This is a genomic window from Thermoplasma volcanium GSS1 (assembly GCF_000011185.1).
Lineage (GTDB): Archaea > Thermoplasmatota > Thermoplasmata > Thermoplasmatales > Thermoplasmataceae > Thermoplasma > Thermoplasma volcanium.
In genome coordinates, this window is record NC_002689.2 from 585,219 (window position 1) to 605,159 (window position 19,941).

Here is a 19,941-nt window from a genome sequence, read left to right on the forward strand (position 1 = left end):
CTCATTCAAAGATATTACCCCTGTTTAAGATGTTCTTTGGATCGAACACCTGCTTTATCGCCTTCATTATATCTAGCGTACGCAGATTGTTGTTGTACTTCATCTCTTCTATCAATAATTGCTTCTTTTCTATCCCGATGCCGTGTTCAGCAGAGACGCTACCTCCGTGCTTCACTGCCACCATAGCGAGGTCCATCATGAATCTGTTTACTTTGTCCATCGCCGAATTATCACCTAAATCTGCGAATATGTTTGCGTGTATATTCCCATCGCCTATATGCCCGAATATAGCAGCCCTGACACCGTCTTCATCCCTCTTTTTCTCTATCTCCTTTAAGGATGTAGGCAGCTCGGATACCGGCACAACTATGTCCCCTATAACTATATATTCCTTTTCGCTTTTCCTTAATTTAAGTATCGAAGCATAAAGTCCTTTTCTAGCTCTGTATATCTTCTCCATTTCTGCTGGATCAGTCGTACTTTTTGTAGAGATCGCATACCTCTTCAATAGCTCTTCCGTTTCAGTCTTCTTCTTGCCCAAGAGTTCAGGTGGCCCTGACACATCGATTATGAGCGCATATTTTGTGCCTGGTGGATATGTTATGGCTTCCGGAACGGAATCCAGGGATATTTTATCCAGAAACTCTGCCATCTCTGGTATTGTTGAAACTTTCAGTTCGTTCACAGCTCTGCCAGCGCTCTCGATGTCTTGGTAAAAAGCAACGAGCCTTGCAACTTTTTGAGGCTTTGGCCAGATTTTTAGATACGCTTTGGTGATAACTCCTAAAGTACCTTCTGATCCTATCATTAGGGAAGTTAAATCGTAGCCAAGTGTCCGTTTTAATGTTTTATTTCCGAATTTTACCATCGTGCCGTCAGCAAGTACCACATCAAGGCCGAGGATCCAGTCCTTCGTCACGCCATAAGCTACGCCACGCAGACCACCTGCGTTGGTAGATATTGATCCACCCACAGTTGCAGCCATAGAACTGGCTGGATCAGGTGGATAGAAATGCCCGTATTTATCCAGATAGAGTTGCAGATCATTCAATCTCAAGCCAGGCTCTACAGTTACGCATTTGTCGTTCAAGTTTATATCTAATATACGGTTCATTCTTAGCATCGACATTACTATGCCACTTTCCTTTAGGATGGAAGATCCAGTTAATGAAGATCCCCCACCCTTTACAACCACTGGTTTTTCGTATTTATAGGCTAATCTCATTATAGTTTGAACGTCTTCTGCGGATCCAGGCAGCACGACTGCCTCTGGCATTTCACCGGTAAAATAGGAAGCGTCATTCATATATGGTATAAGATCTTTCTTCTCAGTTATTACGTAGTTGCCCAATGCTGACTTGATCTCTTCTATAAAACCCATACTTGATATAACATCAGATAGTTAATTACCTTTTTGAATCTAGATTCGCATCTATTTGTGTTAAGATGAACAACTATTGTATAATTAACAACACTTTATTAAAATGCAGGATATACCATCATAAAATACTTATGAAATGCTTAAATTAGCCAATTCGAAACATTTTATCGAAATATAAAAATAAAAATGATGGATCGCGTATAATGAAATTGATACATATCTTAATTGTCGCAATGCTTGTCGTCCCGACCTTATTTTTAGGGATAAGTTCTGCTCAGGGCATTAATAGTTCAAACATAGGTGATGCGGAAACGCATTCTTCCTACTATTTCTACGGAAACATGACAGTAAATGCAAATTCAACACTGGACATAATTAATGAAAATTTTTACTTTTTTGGTCAATCAATAAGGATTTATGGGAAGCTAACATTGATAAGTTCAACTATATACTCTCAGGAGGCAAATCTATCTGTTATTGACGGTACCCTAGATATTTATAGCTCGGTATTTCTTATGAACGGAAGCATATACGTTTATGGATCGGATTTTAGTTGCAATGAAAGCAGAATTGGAAACCGTAATTCGGTAATAGGCATTAACTTCCTTAATTCAATGGTATCCATAACAAACTCAAGCATATTTGGTCAGCAAATCGCTAATGAACTGAATTTTACTTCCATGGCTTTATTCAACAATAGTTACCAGCCGTTTAGTGGGAACATCGATCTTAAAAGCATTACCTACGTCAAAGCTTTTGTAAACGAGGTGGTGCTGAACGTTGAATACCAATCAACAAATAGCACAAGCGCATATCTTCGCCTAAATGTATCTGGCAAGAACTTTATGTACCATTTTTCGAATTCATCTGTACTGGCAAATAAAACTGCAGAATTCGATCTCTCTAAACCGGTGTTTGATCCCAGCATAGTACTTACATATTCCGAAGGTAGCTCGAATGTACGGCTTTACGGTGTAAGCCTTTCTGAACGTTCTAACGATACATATGATTATTACGGCCAATCTAGGTTCAACATTGTCTTTAAAAACACTACTGCCTTAATTTCGCATTCTCTCCTTGCTCTAACCAACGGATCACCGTTCATCTATTACCACTTGAGAAATTATAGGAGGACAGGATTAGCACTCTATAATTCTACGGTATTCCTCATAAGCTCTGCGTCATCATATGGCGATATAGAGAGCTGCCCGATAATATCGTTTAATTCCCGCACCTACTATTTTGAGGAAACTAATATTACGAACTCTACAGACGGACTTTATTTTGGGCAAGATAAGAATGTATTTTATTCTAATTTAACACGTTATGAGGAACCAAAAAGTCTTCTTGAAACCGAATCTTTTATGGATGCATACGTACTAGGTAATCCGCTTCTTGTGTGGATATACAATGGCACATTCAAATACTACGGAAATTATGCCGCAAAGGTCTACAGTGCATTCGAGTATTTTTCTATTAAGCCCTTTCCAGATCTTACACTCCTGCCCTATGAATTCAACGTCACATACAAAGTGCCGTTAATATCCATCAGTGGAACAATTAATAAACTTGTTTCAGGCGCATGGAACAACTTTACTTTTTTACTTTCCGATTCTTATGTTTCCAGCAGGAACGTCTCACTTAACTTATATATAGAGAACAAAACAACAAATGTATTGATCGCCTCAAAGGAAGGAGTTTACATAGGTTCCGGCACAGAAAAAAACGAAACTTTCCGTTTTTATTTAAATGTCGATCCCGGATCTTACGATGTTGTTGTGACGGTTAATGAGTCAATTCCACATATCGGATTATATGCCTATGATTTTCCTGTTAACGTAAGCGATGACGTAAACCTGACTTTTAGCTACGAATATTCCTATCTAGTTCCATTCACTAATTTATCTTTAAAACTTTACTTGGAAAATAAATACGGTGTAAATGCGTGCGGAACTCTTGAAATATTTTCCGGAAATGCGTCCTATAAAAAAATATACAATGATATTCCGTTTAATATTGAGCCGGAAAATTCTGAAGAATATAGCATGATTCTACATAGCAGCAAGGCTGTGAGAAATCTAACTATTGTTGTCAATTACGGAGATAATATGCATAACCTGCTGAAGCAAAGCGTTTACGTAATAAACCTGAAACCTCTATTTTTGGTATATCGTGTAAATTTCCATATAGTTGGCAATTACACAGGATCGGCAGTAGCTTATATCTCAAATAAGAGCATCGATATAGTGAACGAATCAGGCTATACTTATCTGCCCAATGGTACTTATGCATTGGCGATTTGGCACGATTCTGCGTATTCACTTAATTATACACATACATTTTCAGTGAACGGCGCTATACTAAATATAACGATTGAGGCAACGCCGATCACTTACGAGGTAATATTTCGTTCATACTTAAATGTGAGCTGGTATGGCTATTTACAGGATCGCCTCGTGGAAAATAATTCCGTATTATACCTTCAGAACGGCAGTTACGCACTCCATGTATCCGCAGTTAAAGGATACTACAATACAACGATTAGCTTTAATATCTCTGGGCGGCAGAAAATAGTGATGATCACTCTGTCACCTTTCACTTATTTTGTATCAATATTTTCGGAACCTTCGATCTATCCATTCACCATAGCTATAGATAGAAGAGTTGTAAATATAACCCATCCAGGCTACACCCTACATTTAAGTACAGGTACTTACAAAATTATTGGACTTGGAAACGCGAATTATACATCAACTTTCTTTGATACAGTCACTCTTAGCAGCAATTTGAGCCTAACGATACAGCTTGTACGAAAGGAATCTAACGTTACAATCCGTTTGCAGAACTATACAGGCAACTTGACGCTGGAATTGGGCAAAGAAGCTTACAACGTGAAAAACGGAAGCGTATTAAGAATAGTCTACGGTTTATACACCGTAAGGACCTCTGGAAACCGCAATTTCTATTTCTTACATAGTGAAACAGTGGAATTATATACAGAAAATGCAACTATTTACATCAATGCCTCAGCATATAAAAATCCAGTTACACTGTCATTCAACGTTCCGGTACGTTTAAAAATTAACAACATGTCAACAAAAGGACAAGTTTTTGATATGGAATTTCAAAATGGGACATACTATGCTTTAGCCTATGCGCCAGGTTACAGACCGTTAAGTATCCTCATAGAAGTTAATGGCTCGGAAAGCCTAAACTATACTATGAAGCAATTTACCTATGCCGTATCAATAATTTCGAACATTAAGGGCTTCAATTTAAGCTTGGGGTCTAGGTATTACACGTTCAGGGGCAGAACAGCTTCAATAGATCTTCCAAATGGTACTTACACAGCCGTATTTGAAAAACGAGGATACGCTCAATCTTCTATTAGAATAATCGTGGATGGATCAGATATATCGGTCTCTATAATTATGCATAAGATTACTTGGTATCAACATCTATTATCATATCTCATTAAAAATATCTGGGGTATTATGACGGTCTCTGCTATAATCTTAGCGATCTACGTTTTCTTGCTTAGAAGAAGGGTTTATATTAGTGTTAAGAGTATTGAGAGCGAAATAGATAAACTGCATTTAAATTATGGGGTGTTAGATGAAAATAATATACAAGACTGATAAGGAGGAAATGAAGACATTATTTATAGATAGGGACGGAACAATTAACAAGGATTGTCCTTACTGCCACAATCCATCGGATCTTTTCATATACCCCGATGCAGTTGATCTTCTTCAAAGATACCAGGATGATGGATTTAGAATAATAATTGTGACAAATCAGTCAGGTATAGGCAGGGGTTATTTTACAGAAAGCCAGTTTAAGGAATTTTCAGATTTCATGAACGACAAGCTCAAGGAAAATGGTATTGTAATTTCAGCCATATATTACTGCCCTCATAAGCCAGAAGATAGCTGCAACTGTAGGAAACCCGAAACCGGTCTCTTTAGCGAAGTATTAGAAGATTATAAAGTGGATATCCCATCATCCATAGTGGTAGGGGATAGGAACGAGATCGATGGGGAATTTGCAAGGAGAATAAAGCTTCCATTCAGGCTTCTAAGGCATTAATTTTTGTCTTGAACATGCTTTCTATTTCAAACGGCATGGAAAGATGCCGTCTCGCTACAACAGGAACATCGTATTTCCCTGGAGAAATTTCTCTCTTAACCTCATGATAGTCGGGCGTATTATACCTTCTCCCGCATTTGGGGCATCTGAAATCGTTTTTACCCTTTGATTTTGTTCTCGTGTTGCAGAACTTGCATAACGGCGTTACACGCGAAAACACCCTGGATACCGAAATTATCTGCATTTTTTCAACATTCAAGTTTCCATTTGTAAAGCTACCATAAAATGTAACTGTGTCTCCTGGCATTAGCTTTGAGAATGTATGCCTAAATTCCTTTGTTGGCTCAAACGCTGCAGCAGTGAATTCACCTGCTCTGGAAATAGACCTCACAAAATAATGGCCCCCTGCTACTGAGAATGGTTTATCAATTATCTCTGCTGTTATCTTGTAAGAATGAAGATCCTCTATAACATTTGGTTCATCTATTATGTGGTCATCAGTTGCCTGATTTGTCAAATAAGTGACTGTGGAATCATAGTTTATAGAACCATCATCAATTACCTTCTTTGCTGCATTTGCTAGAACGGATGGATATAACCCTCTGATCCCGAAGATGACCGGAGTCTTAGGATTAGGAAAAATAGCCGGATATTTATTCGCAATATCTACGTTGTTAAAAGTACCGCGAAACGTATCTGCTAGAATAGAAAGGCGCATCTTTTTTTCTGTTTCTATCTCCTCTGGATGAGGGTATTTATAAGCGAGTATCTCGTATGTCGTTCTAGTTGCAGGCCACGATATAGCAGCGCCTGATCCTATAATACCTCTTCCACTTTTGAATTTTAAGAACTTGCCGTTGTTTTCTGTAATGAAATTTTCAGCTTCCTCTATCCTTATTTCTCTTTCCAGAGCTGACCAGTAATAGTTCTCTGGAAATGGATTTTTGGAAACAACGATACCTGGATTTGTATTGAAATAATCCAATTCAGAGTATTTTTCTACAAGATCCTTCATAACATAAAGGACGTTCTCATCGTATTCATCTTCACCTTCAGCATAACCATAAAGTATCTTCCCATGGAGTTCGCCTATGGTGTGTTTTTTTCCGATCCCTCTTCCAAGGTGTACACTAAGGGCGCCATTGCCGCGGGTCTTGTACCTAATATTTGGGTTTAGGCGGACAAGGCGGGGATAGCCAATAACATCAAGATTCACCTTCCTAAGGAATTCTTCCATCAAGTAGGTGGTGCACATTCCAGAAGGTGAATCGGTATCATCAAATGCAAGAAACATATAGATTACCTTCCAAACCTCCTCTGCCTCCTTTGGTACGAATATATTGCTCTAAGAAAATCTAATTTAGAAAATTCTGGCCAGTAGACATCAGAGAAGTAAAGCTCAGAATAAGCGCTTTGCCAGAGGAGGAAATTTGAAATTCTCTCTTCGCCGCTAGTCCTTAGAATAAGATCTGGATCCGGTAAATTTCCATCGTATAGATAGTTCCTAAACTTGCTCTCGTCGATCTCATCTACGTTTATTTTTCCTGCGATAGCATCTCTAGCTATTCTTTTAATTGCGTCTAAGATTTCCTCCCTACCTCCGTACCCTATGGCGAGGTTCATATGGTAATTAGAGAAGTTTTTAGTCGTTTCCTCTGTTATCTTAATGGTCTCTCTTAGATACTCTGGGAGCATTGATACATTACCTATGACCTTGACGTTTATTTTATTTTTATAAACGCGCTCGTCCTTTAACAAGGAAATGAAAGCATCATTTATTAGGTGAAATAGAAAATCAACTTCCTCAGGGCTTCTTTTGAAATTTTCCGTTGAAAATGCATAAAAAGTTACGATTTTAATATCAAGCTCCATACACCAGTCGAGGACTTCCTCGACTTTGTTTTTGCCCTTTACGTGGCCCTCGTTCTCGGGAATACCAACTATTCTTGCATATCTTCTGTTTCCATCAGTTATTATGCCGACATGCCTAGGTCGCGGGTACTTCTTAACCTCTTCCATAAGTACGTCTTCATATACCTTAGAGGCTATGTCCCCTAATTTTCCTGATATTCCCATTGTCGCTCGTTATAATAATAAACCAGTATTTAGCGTTATGTAATGGATTTACTTTGTCTTTTTAAATGAAAAATACAATATATCTTATATTAGTCTTGGACAATTTCATCTACAAATGTAGAGATTCTAATGATGGTACTTTTCTTTACAGTTTTAGGTATCCTCAGTATTTTCACGCCGTCTATAAACGCAACGTACTTTTGTATATCCTCATCTGTGACGTTCTTAAAAGTCAGTTCATCAATGTTTCTGAAGGCTACTTTTTGGCCAAAATCCTTAAGATCCTCTGCGGTAACTTCCAGCTTCTTGAAATTATCTATATATCTGGGTAATGCTGATTTCGCCCCTTCAACGAAATTCTGGGAAATGTTTCTTATTCCTTCAATGCTTCCTATAAAGGTTCTATAGGCATCGTTAGTTATTTCCCCTATTGTTTTTCCGGTATGTTTTGCTAAATCAGTCACATTTTTGTAGAGATCGTCTCTAATGCCCTTTACGGATATTGTTATCTTCTTTGTTTCTTCTTCTTTTGTTTCTTTTTCTGCCATAATCATATATCCCTAGCCAGTATATAAGATTACTGATAATCTGGAAATCTGGATTACTAATTTTTCTTGTAAAACATTATAAGATATGGTTGATATACCCGTTTTATGAAGTACGCTATTAGAGAATACAAAGGAAAAAATGTAGATCTATCTAAGCTCTCTAGTATTATAGAAAATTATTTTCGTGAAGAAAATTTCGTTACCCAGTCTTCACAACATCCAAGGGGATACGTAATACAGGCTAAAAAAGGCGGTATTTTTAGGACAATACTTGGCATGGATAGGGCATTTACCATCGTCTTAGTAGGAGATTCTTCAGATTTTAAAGTACAGATCGGTGTAGGTAAATGGCTTCAGGATTTAGGCGTAGCTGCGATTGAAGCGTTTTTGATAACACCCGTTGTGGCTTTTGTAGAGGTTCCTGAATCCCTCTGGTCTTTTGAATTGGAGCACGAATTTTGGCAGTTTCTGGAAAATCAAATAAATCTTGGCATTCAATGAATGAGCCTTAGAGACGTACTGCTTCGGGAGCTTAAGCGAGCCAGGGGCCTCGGAATAGATCAATTCCAGATAGAAGAAATGATGGGGTTCTCCAAATCCACGGTATCCGAGGCTCTGAAGGATCTAGAAGAGAAAGGTATAATCAAGAGAAGGACAATAGGTGGCAAGATAAAGCACGTTTGGCTTGCAGAATACTACCCTTACTATGATGAAAAATTACTGAGGATAGGTTGTCTCAGGTCGACCGAGTACGTTAAATTTGTTAGTGTAGCTAAGAACTACAGTGAATCTAAAGGTATAGATTTAATTGTCAGATTCTACGACGATGCAATTAGCTTGATGAACGATCTTTCACAGGGGCTTCTGGAATTCGCTTTAGCTCCTATTTTTACAGAGATAATATATTCTATTTCAAATAGAAACTCAATCATACTAGGTGCTGTTGCTTCAGGTGGATCTGGAGTATATAAAAATGTGAATTGCAACTGTGGAAAGATACTAACGAGCGAATCATCTTCAATGATGATCCTCGCAAGAGAATTTGCAAAGACGAGGAAAATAAGTGAAATTGCAATATTTAAGGATCCGAGAAGAGCAATAAAAGACTACGAATCATTTAAAGCAGAATATATCGTTATATGGGAACCATACGCCTCAAAAATAATGGGAGAAAAGATGGCTAGTTTCTCCGACGTATTGGATAGCTTTCCGTGCTGTGGGATTAGCGTATCTGAAAATAATAGAGAAAACAGAACCCTCATAGAAATAGTCAGGTTATATAAGAGATCAAGATTTACTGCAAGGGAAGACGTGATCGATATATTTGCTAAATCTACATCCGTTTCACCTAAAACGGCCAAGGCTAGCCTTGAAAACTATATATGGGACATAAAGTTCTATAGGTCAGACTTAAAAAAATACCTTGAATTTATAGGCTATCCGCCAATTGAAGAAATAATAGAAAAGATATACGAAGAAGTCTAATATGTCTTTAGTTAGCGAAATAAATGTACTAATTAGAAAAATTTATATTTAATTATTAGCTATGTCTGACAATAAGGGGAGGTAAAGAGAAATTGGTCGAGGAGAAAAGAATCACCGTTAGATTGCCTCTTTCGCTTGTTGATGAAATTCAGAACTTAGTAGATACAGGGGAATTTGAAAGCATGTCTGATGTTGTGCGTAGGGCTTTGGTCTATTTGACCGAGTCCAGAACGGCAAAGAAGGAATACGTTAAAGTGGATCTGCTGATACCGAAGAAAATTGTTTCTGATAGTGATGGAAAGATAGGCACGTCCATAACTTTGGACGATCTTGCTTCGCTGGTACTGGATAGGATGAACAGCAGGGTAGCAAGAGACGCCATAAAGAAAATAGTGAATGAAGAAAATATTAAATAAACAGGCAATCTAACGCTTACAAATGGTAGTTGTACGAAGATTGAGACAGTCGCTTGTTGATGAATACGGGAAGGAGATATATTCTCTATTGAAAAGCTTTGCAGATGTAATAGGGTATTCGTTTGAAGATGAAGAAGAAATAAAAATTGAATTCAATCCAGACCGGCCTGATCTGTTTTCGATTCCCACGCTTGTTGGCGCAGCGAAGATTTTCTATTACAACGAACCTATTGTCAGGTCTCTATTTCAGGCAAGTGAAATTGAGGTTGCTATTTCAGAAGGTGTCAGTTTTATACGGCCATATTTCGCTGGGTTTGTCGCTGAAGGTCCATCCATAGGTTCTAAATTGGACGATCTCATAGATTATCAAGAAATCATACATCAGACCGTGGGTAAAGAAAGAAAGAAAGTATCGATAGGGATACACGATCTTGACAAAACAGAGCCACCATTCCGTTATACTACAATTTCTAAATTGGAAAGGATGAAAACGTATGATTCATTTGAGGGGACAATTGAGGATGTATTACAGAAGCATCCTAAAGGGATGGCTTATTCATCTCTACTGCCAGATTCTCGGCGTGTACCAGCGATACTTGATAAGAACGGTGGTATTTTGTCTGTACCACCAATAGTTAATGGTATAATGACAAAGATAGAGCCAGAAACACGTAAATTCTTTGTTGATATAACAGGAATGGATTCAAATTCTGTTAAATATGCTTTTTACCTTTTGGCAAATTTCTTCCAGAGCTCGAAATACAGGATCAGCCTTCCTAAGATAAAGGGAAGCTACGGCCCTTCAAAGAAGGAGATTTTAGATTTCAATTTCCGTCCCTATCGTTTAAACCTGAAATATGTATCTAGGTATCTTGGCGATAAAGTATCTGAAGAAAATGTTATTTTGAACTTAAGAAAGATGGGTTATGTAGCTGAGCCAGGATATCCAGAGGTTATGGTTTACGTTCCTGGTTTTAGAGTAGACGTAATGGGTCTTGTAGATATAATTGAAGATTTTATAAAATCATATGGAATAGAAAACGTAAGGGAGCAGTACGTATCGCCTGGAACAATAGGTTCCCCTAATATATTCAATGAGATCAAGGAAAAAATCAGGGATGTTGTAGTGGGCTTAGGGTTTCAAGAGGTAATGACATTCGTGTTGACTGGAAAATATTATCAAGAAGATTTTCAGGGTGAGGTGCGTATTGAAAACCCAAAGAGCGAAGACTACTCTGTTATAAGGGATAGACTCTATCTAAACTTGCTTGATCTCCTCGCAAGAAACAAGAAACACCCTCTTCCACAAAGGATATTTGAAATTGGAGATGTCATCGTGCATGGCAAACAAGAAACACATCTTTGCGTGATGGTTGAAGACAATAGAAGCGGAGTCTCAACATCTAAATCAATTCTTACCTCTTTTCTAAAAAGATTTTCGGACCACGAATCGAAAATATCGGGCAAAAAGATCTATGGCTGTATTGAAGGAAGATCTGGGGAAATATTCCTTTCAGGGAAAAGTATAGGTGTAATTGGAGAGGTACACCCATCCACACTGGAAAATTTCGGCCTAGTAAACCCTATATCATTTTTTGAAATAAATATCCAGGAGCTAATAGACCAACATCAATGATCAGAATTTTTCCTGTACCTTTCAAATTTCCCCGAAAGGTATAGATCCCTGAGTTTTATGTAATCCTCAGCATTGGCTTTTACATAAGATATCTGGTCTTGATTTAACCTCATCACTTTTGCTGGTAAACCAAGTATTACAGAATATTCAGGTGCTTTGAATCCTTTTGTTACAACAGCTCCAGCTCCAACTATAGATCCGTGTCCAATTTGAGCCCCGTTCATAATTATTGCGCCCATACCAATGAGTACCTCATCCTCCACAGTACATCCATGGACGACAGCGTTGTGTCCAATTGATACATATTTTCCAATTCTTGTTGGATACCCCACATCCGTATGTATAGTTACGTTATCCTGGATGTTTGTGTTTTCTCCTATTATGATTTTTTCTAAATCTGCTCTCAAAACTGCACTGTCAAAAATAGAAACCCCATCGGCTATATCAACATCACCTATTACTACTGCTGTTTCAGCTATGTATACGTTCTTTCCAATCCTCATAACACATAAGCACAGTGATAAATAAATCCTTTAATGTTTGTAGGGCCTTGCAGTAAAATACGGTACGTAAATATGTTAAATGAAAACAGCTCTTCAGGCACTGCATAACTTAATTATCGCTATTTTGCAGATTCATCTATTAATTTTAACCTATAAGTCTCGTAGTTTTCATCGGTTTTGCGCTTGAAACTACTAAATAAAACTTAAGCGTCTTTTTTTACATTCCAGAAAAGTTCTTGAACTGTATTCATAAGTGAATTAATATTTATTTTGTCCCAACTTAAAAGTATGTGACATTGATGTGCATCTGTCAGCCTTTTAAGAAAGCTGCAGGGAAAATACGTCTGATTCGCAAAGATTTATGTAAGCTATGATGGATTTTATAAATCCACTATCACTCGGCATTATTATAGACAGAAAATGCAAATAGAAAGATGTTGCTATCATTAAACATATTCATATACATAAAAGTATACTTTAAACTCTGCAAAAAAGCCGTATATGTATATCGGAGATCGAAACTTTGAGGTGCTAGATGAATAAGCTCTTAAGAAAAGTGCGTAAAGCGTTCAGCCTTAAGGCAGATAACAAGGCTGAAACGGGGATCGGCACACTGATAGTTTTTATAGCCATGGTTCTCGTGGCTGCAGTGGCTGCAACTGTCCTCGTACACACCGCAGGAACTCTGCAGCAAAAGGCAACGAGCACGGGGTCTCAGACAACACAGCAGGTATCTACCGGTATACAGGTTAACAGTATATATGGGTTAGACTCAAACAAAAGTGTGCCAACACATGGCGTAATAGAATGGCTAGCTATACAGATATCCATAACGGCAGGAAGCTCACCTATTAACCTAGCCAATGTGACTATATCGCTGACATACCATGGTGTATCCGCATCCTTAACATATGTTGGCCTAGAAAACATAGGGAATGCTACTGTAACAAATGATGTGTACGGTTTCAACTCAGCAGTTGGTGGAACAAACAATGTGTTTAACAGCTCCTACTTCAAGACTATAAATGGTGCGTCCAATGGATCGAAACACTTTGCGATACTCGTTCTGAGTGATCCTACTAACTCTATGACAGCCCAGTACCCAGTGATATCATACGAGGATCAAGTTGATCTGCTAGTTAATGTAAGTGCAGTGTTTGGCGGAATTACTGAGGGTCAGGCAGTATCGGGTGAAGTACAAGCCCCAGTTGGATCTCCAGGTGTTATACAGTTTACTGCGCCAGAGTCCTTCGTCTCCGATGTGATACAGCTTCAATAAGTATATATTGAAGCTGTACCATATTTTTAGTGACTACTATGGGTCTCTTAAATAATATGAAAAAACTGGTTAAAAAAGAGGCCACAGCGACCCCCCAGCAAAGCATTAGCGAAGAAAAGCAGGTCCAAGCCATACATGTTACCAATGGAATTGATCCAAAAGTAATAGATGCAATGAATGAGAGGATGACAAAGATAGAAAATAATCTTGGAAAGATGACAGCGGAACTCGAAGGTCAAAAGAAAAGTCTCAGCGATATGAAGAATGAATTAGAGGGAATTAAGGAGAATGTAAAGATGGTAGTTTCACTGTACGAATTGGTATCCAGAGATTTCAATCCTTTCATGGACAAGACACCGGAGGAAATAAGAGGAATAACAGAAGAGCTTTCAGATCAGATAAATAATCTGAAAAGGCTTGTAGAGTCTGCAATAAAAGACTTGAGGGAACTGTATGGTGTACCTGACATAGACCAGGTCATTCAGATGGAGGAGAAAAAATGATCAATGACGCTTTGAAACCATACCTGGAGGAGAAAATTGAGAGCGCTAAAAAAACCGTCCCCAGTTTCGCTCTTGAAGAACTAAAGCAGAAGATAATCTCTTCGCCAATACAATTCGGAAAGAGTGATATAGACGATTTGGTAGCAAACCTGCTAAAGAGATATGAGCAGACGAAGGAAAATTCGCTGATTGGGAAGATCGACTCAATATTCAAAGAAATATCCGACATGGAAAAGGTCATGTCTGGAAAGGCTGCAGAGCCTGCTCAACCTGCTGAAAAGCCTAAGAAGAAGGCAAAGCTGGAGGCAATAGGGGATGATGTAGTTTCGATAATGGTGTCGCTGCGCTGGCTCGAGTTTCTCTTGGACAATTACGGCCCTGAGAATACATTGGATGTACTCGACTACTATGAAAGCCTGGGCTGGATATCATCTACTGTTAAGGAACAGATGATGAAGTATGCAAAGATGACTGGGGTGATGAATCCTGCACAGGAATATAAGATAAAACCTTCAATACAAGATCACATAATAAACATGCTCTTCATAGAAAAACTCAGGGGAGAGGAGATAAACAGGGATCTAATAGAGGCGCTCGAGAGAGAGTTTAGAACAATAAGGAAAGGAGTTGACGAGCTTTATGGGATTTAGCTACACTGTAGCGGCGGTCATAATGCTCTCGTCTACTCTCATATTTTTTGGGATAGTCTATTCATCTTACGTTCAATCTAATACCAGTATAACAAATGCAAATCAGAAATTGATAAAGAATATATATAATTTAGAAAATACAAAAATAGAGATAGTTAGCTATTATTATAATTCATCAAGTTCAACTTTTTATGTTAATGTAACTGACAACGGGAGCACTTCGTTCAATCTCTCGGAGTCCAATGTCATACTTAATGGTACGTTGATAAGTTTCAACGAATCAAACCAGTATATATTCCCGCTGGAAACGATAACTATATCGTTTAAGGCGAGTCCTGGTATATATTCCTTCGAATTAGTTATGCCAGATGGATACGAAGTATTTAAGGAGGTGAAGTCTTAGATGGCTTCAACTGCAGTTTCAGAACTCGTCTTCTTTATAGTAACGTTGCTTATCACTGCTTCTGCGGTTGCTGTCCTCTCAGACCAGACGATACATATAGTATACGGGATGCAAAGCTCTTCTCAGAGAACTACCGACATGATCCAGGAAAATTTCGCCATAATAAACAACCCGGATCAGATACCATATGACAACGGTTACGTGTTCTATATAAAGAACACCGGGTCAGTTGGCTTTGCATTTGACAATACTAGTATATCCGTACTAGTCGATGGTTCAGCAGTTACCGGAAAGTACGTTAAGTTCATTTCTCTGGAAAACTCCTCGATTCTCGTACCTGGCCAGGTCGGAGAGATAGTGGTTAACGAGACGTTGTCCGGATACAATTCAATAACAATCAGCTTGGGTACAGGTGTATCGCATACATTTAATTTCGAGGTGTAATAAGATGTTCTTCAGCTTTAAGATCGATGGGGACGAACTCGACAAGAGGATGGGTGGCGGTGTTTACGTAGGGCAACTCTTCACCATCCTTGGAGACAACAGCGAGGGAAAGACTCTTCTATCGCTACGGCTAGCATACGGGTTTTTGAAGAATGGTACGTCTGTTGCTTATGTGTCTTCCCAGATGCCCGTGAGAGAGTTCATCTCATTCTCAGATGCCCTAGGGTACCCTGTTCTTAATGAGATCATCTCCGGTACATTCATGTTCGTAACGCCTGTATTTATATTGAGAAAGCCAAAAAAGGCAAGGTTAGACGACCTACTTAATAATGAAAAGATAAGGGAAAAGAATGTACTGATAATAGATTCATTAAATCCGGCGATGTTCTATGATTTTGATATAAATACTTACATGGAAAAACTCAGGAAATTTTCAGAGAACCGAGTAGTTATATTGACGGCGAGCCCGTCAAGCTTGGACGATGCAACCACGCTTAGGATTAACCAGCTCTCCACAACGATAGTTACGCTGCATTCAAAGGAGCTTGGGGGGATGAAGAGGCATTTCATCGATCTGGTAAAGTATCCAATGGTAGTCCGTAGTATACAGCAAAGCATACCGTTTAGGGTAGAACCAGGCCGTGGGCTCATAGTGGAAATATCTAGTGTGTCGTGAGCAATATGGAGAAATCCATAATATCTGATAGTTACGATGTTGCTATATCACGTAATCCACACTTGGCAGAATATCTTAGCAACTATAGGAATGAATCAGGGAGAAGCCCATCGTTCCTTGTAAACATAGATTCTTCTTTAAAGAACTTAGCTCATGTTGATGTAATTTATCCGGTAGGCGATCCTATATTCATACATATATACGAAAAAGGGAAAGAAAGGAGGTACAAACCGATTGAGCCCATGTTGAAGGATGACGAGTATCATTATATGGACGCCATAATGGATATAATTATGACTAGGGCTTTTGAGTACCCTCCAGCAGAATCCGTTGAGGAACAGGAAAAAAACATTGAAGATATATTTAAAAAGACGGTCACCGTTGGAAGCAATAAAATACGGAGAGGCAGCGTTTCTCTAGAGAAGGAACTTTACGATAAAATGCTCTATAATGTGAAGAAAGAGATCACGGGGCTAGGCCCTCTCGAACCGCTTATAAGAGATTCGCACATAGAGGATATAAGCGGCATCGGGCCTGACGATGTATACATAGTGCATAAGATATTTGGATCAATGGCCACGGATATAACATTTGGGAGTATGGAAAGGTTAATGGTATTCAGCAAAAGGCTTTCTGAAAGAGTCGGCAGGCCGGTTAGCGATAAAAGGCCAATAGTAGATGCTACCCTGCCTGATGGTTCAAGGCTTTCACTCGTTTACAGTACAGACATATCGCAAAGAGGCCCCAGTTTCACAATAAGAAAGTTCTCAGAGGTACCGCTCAGCATAATAAACCTGATAAAGTACAACACAATGTCTTATGAAGAAGCTGCTTACCTCTGGCTTGCGCTGGAATATGGACAGAGCGTATTTGTTTGCGGTGAAACGGCGAGTGGTAAAACAACTGTTGTCAACGCAATCATACCATTTATAAGGCCTGAATCAAAGATATATAGTGCAGAGGATACACCTGAAATAAGAGCACCACAAAAGGCGTGGCAGCAGCTAGTTACCAGGGAGAGCGGTTCGGAAGAAAGCAGAGTATCATTATACGATTTATTGAGGACAGCGCTCAGGTCTAGACCTAATTATATAATAGTAGGTGAAATAAGAGGTGCTGAAGGGGCTATGGCCTTCCAGGCCATGCAAACGGGCCATCCTGTCATCTCTACATTTCATGCATCATCTGTAAAGAAGATGATACAGCGGTTTACCGGCAATCCGATAAACATACCTGTTACATTTATGGATAACCTGAATATAGTGCTGATTCAACAGGCTGTCTACGTAGGTGGCAAATTCCTGAGGAGGACTACGAGCATAAACGAGATAGAGGGTTATTATGAGGATCTCGGAGGAGTGGCTACTAGAGCGGTATTTGAATGGGATCCTTCGACAGATAAGCATATATTCCGTGGAATGAACAACTCGTATATACTTGAGGAAAAGATAGCGAAAACGGCAGGACTCGTTGATACAAGCCTTATCTACAACGAGCTGTTCAGACGGGCAAGGATACTCAAGGAACTGTCGGATCAAAAAATAAGCGATTACTACGAAGTTTATCAGAAGATAAAGGAATTTTACGAAGGGGGCTCTGGGTATGGATACTAAGACAAAGAGAGGCTTTTGGATAGGGATAAACTACTCAAAGACGAATCTGTCCCTCATAACTGCCAGCGCGATCCTCTCCATAGCCTTTTATTTGATCTACTATAACACTAAAAAGACAGTCGCTGCGGTTCTCTTTTTGGCATTAGCCATCGGTGCAGCATTCTTCTTCATAAAGCCGATAGTAGACCGGGATAACAAGAAGAACGATATAAATTCTAACATACCATTCTTCATCACCGCTTTCTCTTCGCTAGTTACCAGCGATGCGAATATAATAGACGTGCTTATTCTGCTCTCGAAGAAGGAAAAACTTGGTTATCTCCGAGTAGAGATTGAAAAGATATTAAACTTGGTCAAAAATTGGGGAATGGGACTTGCTGAGGCAATTAACTTCGTTGCAAAGAAAACACCTAGCGATCTATTTTCTGATTTCTTAACGAGGTTTAGCCATGCCATAGACAGTGGGCAAGATCTCGAAGAATTCACGAGAAGCGAGGTCTTTAGCACAATGAACAGCTTTGAAACAGCCTATGTATCAGCGTTATACTCATTCGACCTATACAGAGATATTTATGTCTCACTTCTTCTTTCGTTTGCATTTCTTATAACTTTTATAATGATAATGCCCATTCTAATACCTATAAACGTGTTTTCTGTCCTGATGTTGAGCCTGATCATGGTAGCATTAGGGGAGTTCATGCTTGTATACGGAATTAGCATAGTGTTGCCGAAGGATCCGCTATGGCACAGAACCGGAATAAAAACTGATACCGATATAAAAATGAGAAATCTTTTCCTAATTTCAGGTACATTTTCGATGATGATATTCATAGTAATAGATGTAATGAAGATTATGTTCAGAATTCCATTCTACTTTTCATTTGCCCTCATAGTTACACCTTTAGCATACCCGAGTTACGTGGGAACGAAGATGGAAAGGGAGGTGCAAAAGAAGGACGAAATGTATGGAAGCTTTATACGATCCCTTTCGGGTTCTGCCTCTGCAAGGGGCAATCTTCTGATAGATGCATTGAAAGCTATAGTCATGCATGACTTTGGGATACTTTCAAAAGACGTAAATAAACTGTACAGGAGGCTGCTTTACAGAATAAATTCGTTGAAGGCGTGGAAGATGTTTTCCGCTGATACTGGATCGCATTTAATAGAGATATACTCTGAAACCTATGCTGAGAGCATAGACCTTGGGGCCGATGCCCTAAAGAGCGGTATGGTTATATCGGAAAACTTCGAGAAGATAGTCGGTCTTAGAAAAAGAAAGCATTCCTCTGTAACAAGCTTCGTTGGCATTATGTATGGGATCACTGCTGGCTTGGCATTTTCACTTGCGATATCATATGGTATACTAAAGATAATAGACGGTATATTTTCTTCGTTCAACTTGAGCTCTCTAGGTATGACTGGTATATTCCTCTCCCCACCTTCATCCTCTATATTTCTGATCGAAATATTCCTATTGATAATCCTATTTGTACATTCTTTTATAGGAGGTATTTCGCTGAAGGTTTCGGATGGCGGCAGGATAATCAACGGATTGCACCACACTGTTCTGATGATCTGGATCGTCTCCTTTGTAGTTTATGGAACTATGTACATAACAACGATCCTTCTTGGATCTACTGTCAGTTAAATAATAATCCCAAACTGCAAATTTTTTTCGGCAAGAGGTGAAGATAAAAACATAAGGGCTTGCCAAGTACCTGTTTAGGTTTGGCTTCCTGCCATATTCTCCACATCTTTTGACTGATTCACATCTTTACTTAACGCGACTTTAGTGTATCGTTTCGAACATGTGCGAAGACTTTTCTATGTGTTCGTAGTTACATTTACTTCTCTATCTGTAGTAATGGAAAAGGAATTACATTTCAATACTCTTAAAACAATAGTATGCGGATAATATTAGCCCATCCACATGCGGTACTCTTGCTTTTTGCCTTTTCTCATTATTTTCCTACAGGCTTTAACAAGTGAAACGCTTTATCGATTATATTCGAATTATGACGCTAAGACATATCTTATTTTTTAAGTTAACTGTAAACTTACTTTTATACAGAACCACTCGATGAAATATTCCTATCGATAATAATGTCGGTAGAATGGTTAACAATATTGGTAAACCTATGCATTGAACATCTTTAATTTATTGTATGGTAGAAAATCATATGTTATCGCCTTATAGGCATACACGGATGTTATAGACAGCATGTATCGAATTTACTTA

General features: G+C 38.8%; 19 protein-coding genes. 14 read left to right on the top strand and 5 right to left on the bottom strand.

Annotated elements, in window-relative coordinates; translation table 11 throughout:
- Position 1: 1 nt before the first annotated feature.
- Positions 2-1,381: an FAD-binding oxidoreductase gene (locus TVG_RS03145; protein WP_010916854.1), complete on the bottom strand. Its 1,380-nt coding sequence runs from the start codon at positions 1,379-1,381 to the stop codon at positions 2-4.
- Between the two features lie 203 nt (positions 1,382-1,584).
- On the opposite strand from TVG_RS03145, the gene TVG_RS03150 reads away from it, so the two are divergent.
- On the top strand, positions 1,585-5,019 hold the full coding sequence (locus TVG_RS03150) for a hypothetical protein (RefSeq protein WP_156769058.1): 3,435 nt from the start codon (positions 1,585-1,587) through the stop codon (positions 5,017-5,019).
- Positions 4,997-5,470: an HAD family hydrolase gene (locus TVG_RS03155; RefSeq protein WP_010916856.1), complete on the top strand. Its 474-nt coding sequence runs from the start codon at positions 4,997-4,999 to the stop codon at positions 5,468-5,470. Before TVG_RS03150 ends, TVG_RS03155 begins: the two co-directional genes overlap by 23 nt.
- Here TVG_RS03155 and TVG_RS03160 read toward each other — a convergent pair.
- From TVG_RS03160 to TVG_RS03170, 3 genes are all read right to left on the bottom strand, one after another.
- Positions 5,451-6,764, bottom strand: coding sequence for a tRNA(Ile)(2)-agmatinylcytidine synthase (locus tag TVG_RS03160; protein WP_010916857.1), 1,314 nt, complete (start codon positions 6,762-6,764; stop codon positions 5,451-5,453). The genes TVG_RS03155 and TVG_RS03160 overlap by 20 nt on opposite strands.
- 5 nt (positions 6,765-6,769) lie before the next feature.
- Positions 6,770-7,546: a polyprenyl diphosphate synthase gene (uppS, locus tag TVG_RS03165; protein ID WP_010916858.1), complete on the bottom strand. Its 777-nt coding sequence runs from the start codon at positions 7,544-7,546 to the stop codon at positions 6,770-6,772.
- An 89-nt stretch (positions 7,547-7,635) separates the two neighbouring features.
- The gene (locus TVG_RS03170; protein WP_010916859.1) at positions 7,636-8,094 is read right to left on the bottom strand and encodes a hypothetical protein; all 459 of its coding nucleotides are present in this window, start codon (positions 8,092-8,094) and stop codon (positions 7,636-7,638) included.
- A 105-nt stretch (positions 8,095-8,199) separates the two neighbouring features.
- On the opposite strand from TVG_RS03170, the gene TVG_RS03175 reads away from it, so the two are divergent.
- The 4 genes from TVG_RS03175 to pheT all read left to right on the top strand — a co-directional run bounded on the left by TVG_RS03175 (position 8,200) and on the right by pheT (position 11,631).
- The gene (locus TVG_RS03175; RefSeq protein ID WP_010916860.1) at positions 8,200-8,595 is read left to right on the top strand and encodes a hypothetical protein; all 396 of its coding nucleotides are present in this window, start codon (positions 8,200-8,202) and stop codon (positions 8,593-8,595) included.
- Positions 8,596-9,579, top strand: coding sequence for a MarR family transcriptional regulator (locus tag TVG_RS03180; protein WP_010916861.1), 984 nt, complete (start codon positions 8,596-8,598; stop codon positions 9,577-9,579).
- A 92-nt stretch (positions 9,580-9,671) separates the two neighbouring features.
- Positions 9,672-9,995, top strand: a complete 324-nt coding sequence (locus TVG_RS03185; RefSeq protein ID WP_010916862.1) for a ribbon-helix-helix domain-containing protein — start codon at positions 9,672-9,674, stop codon at positions 9,993-9,995.
- Positions 9,996-10,017: 22 nt separating this feature from the next.
- On the top strand, positions 10,018-11,631 hold the full coding sequence (gene pheT / locus TVG_RS03190) for a phenylalanine--tRNA ligase subunit beta (RefSeq protein ID WP_010916863.1): 1,614 nt from the start codon (positions 10,018-10,020) through the stop codon (positions 11,629-11,631).
- Here pheT and TVG_RS03195 read toward each other — a convergent pair.
- Positions 11,625-12,134 carry a gamma carbonic anhydrase family protein gene (locus TVG_RS03195; RefSeq protein ID WP_010916864.1) on the bottom strand — a complete coding sequence of 170 codons (510 nt, stop codon included), beginning with the start codon at positions 12,132-12,134 and terminating at the stop codon, positions 11,625-11,627. The two genes, pheT and TVG_RS03195, sit on opposite strands and share 7 nt — an antisense overlap.
- 535 nt (positions 12,135-12,669) lie before the next feature.
- Here TVG_RS03195 and TVG_RS03200 point away from each other — a divergent pair.
- From TVG_RS03200 to flaJ, 8 genes are read left to right on the top strand one after another with little or no spacing between them, the layout of a single operon-like run.
- Positions 12,670-13,413: a flagellin B1 gene (locus tag TVG_RS03200; protein WP_010916865.1), complete on the top strand. Its 744-nt coding sequence runs from the start codon at positions 12,670-12,672 to the stop codon at positions 13,411-13,413.
- A gap of 38 nt (positions 13,414-13,451) precedes the next feature.
- The gene (locus tag TVG_RS03205) at positions 13,452-13,916 is read left to right on the top strand and encodes a flagella accessory protein C (protein ID WP_010916866.1); all 465 of its coding nucleotides are present in this window, start codon (positions 13,452-13,454) and stop codon (positions 13,914-13,916) included.
- Positions 13,913-14,566, top strand: coding sequence for a FlaD/FlaE family flagellar protein (locus tag TVG_RS03210; RefSeq protein ID WP_010916867.1), 654 nt, complete (start codon positions 13,913-13,915; stop codon positions 14,564-14,566). The genes TVG_RS03205 and TVG_RS03210 overlap by 4 nt, the downstream gene beginning before the upstream one ends.
- Positions 14,556-14,969 carry a flagellar protein F gene (locus TVG_RS03215; protein ID WP_010916868.1) on the top strand — a complete coding sequence of 138 codons (414 nt, stop codon included), beginning with the start codon at positions 14,556-14,558 and terminating at the stop codon, positions 14,967-14,969. Before TVG_RS03210 ends, TVG_RS03215 begins: the two co-directional genes overlap by 11 nt.
- Positions 14,970-15,413 (top strand): flagellar protein G, encoded by a 444-nt coding sequence (locus TVG_RS03220; protein ID WP_010916869.1) that lies wholly within the window; start codon positions 14,970-14,972, stop codon positions 15,411-15,413.
- A 4-nt stretch (positions 15,414-15,417) separates the two neighbouring features.
- Entirely contained in the window at positions 15,418-16,089 is a 672-nt protein-coding gene (locus tag TVG_RS03225; protein WP_010916870.1) for an ATPase domain-containing protein, read from the top strand.
- A gap of 5 nt (positions 16,090-16,094) precedes the next feature.
- Entirely contained in the window at positions 16,095-17,702 is a 1,608-nt protein-coding gene (locus tag TVG_RS03230; protein ID WP_010916871.1) for a type II/IV secretion system ATPase subunit, read from the top strand.
- Entirely contained in the window at positions 17,692-19,350 is a 1,659-nt protein-coding gene (gene flaJ, locus TVG_RS03235; protein WP_010916872.1) for an archaellar assembly protein FlaJ, read from the top strand. Before TVG_RS03230 ends, flaJ begins: the two co-directional genes overlap by 11 nt.
- Positions 19,351-19,941 lie beyond the last annotated feature (591 nt).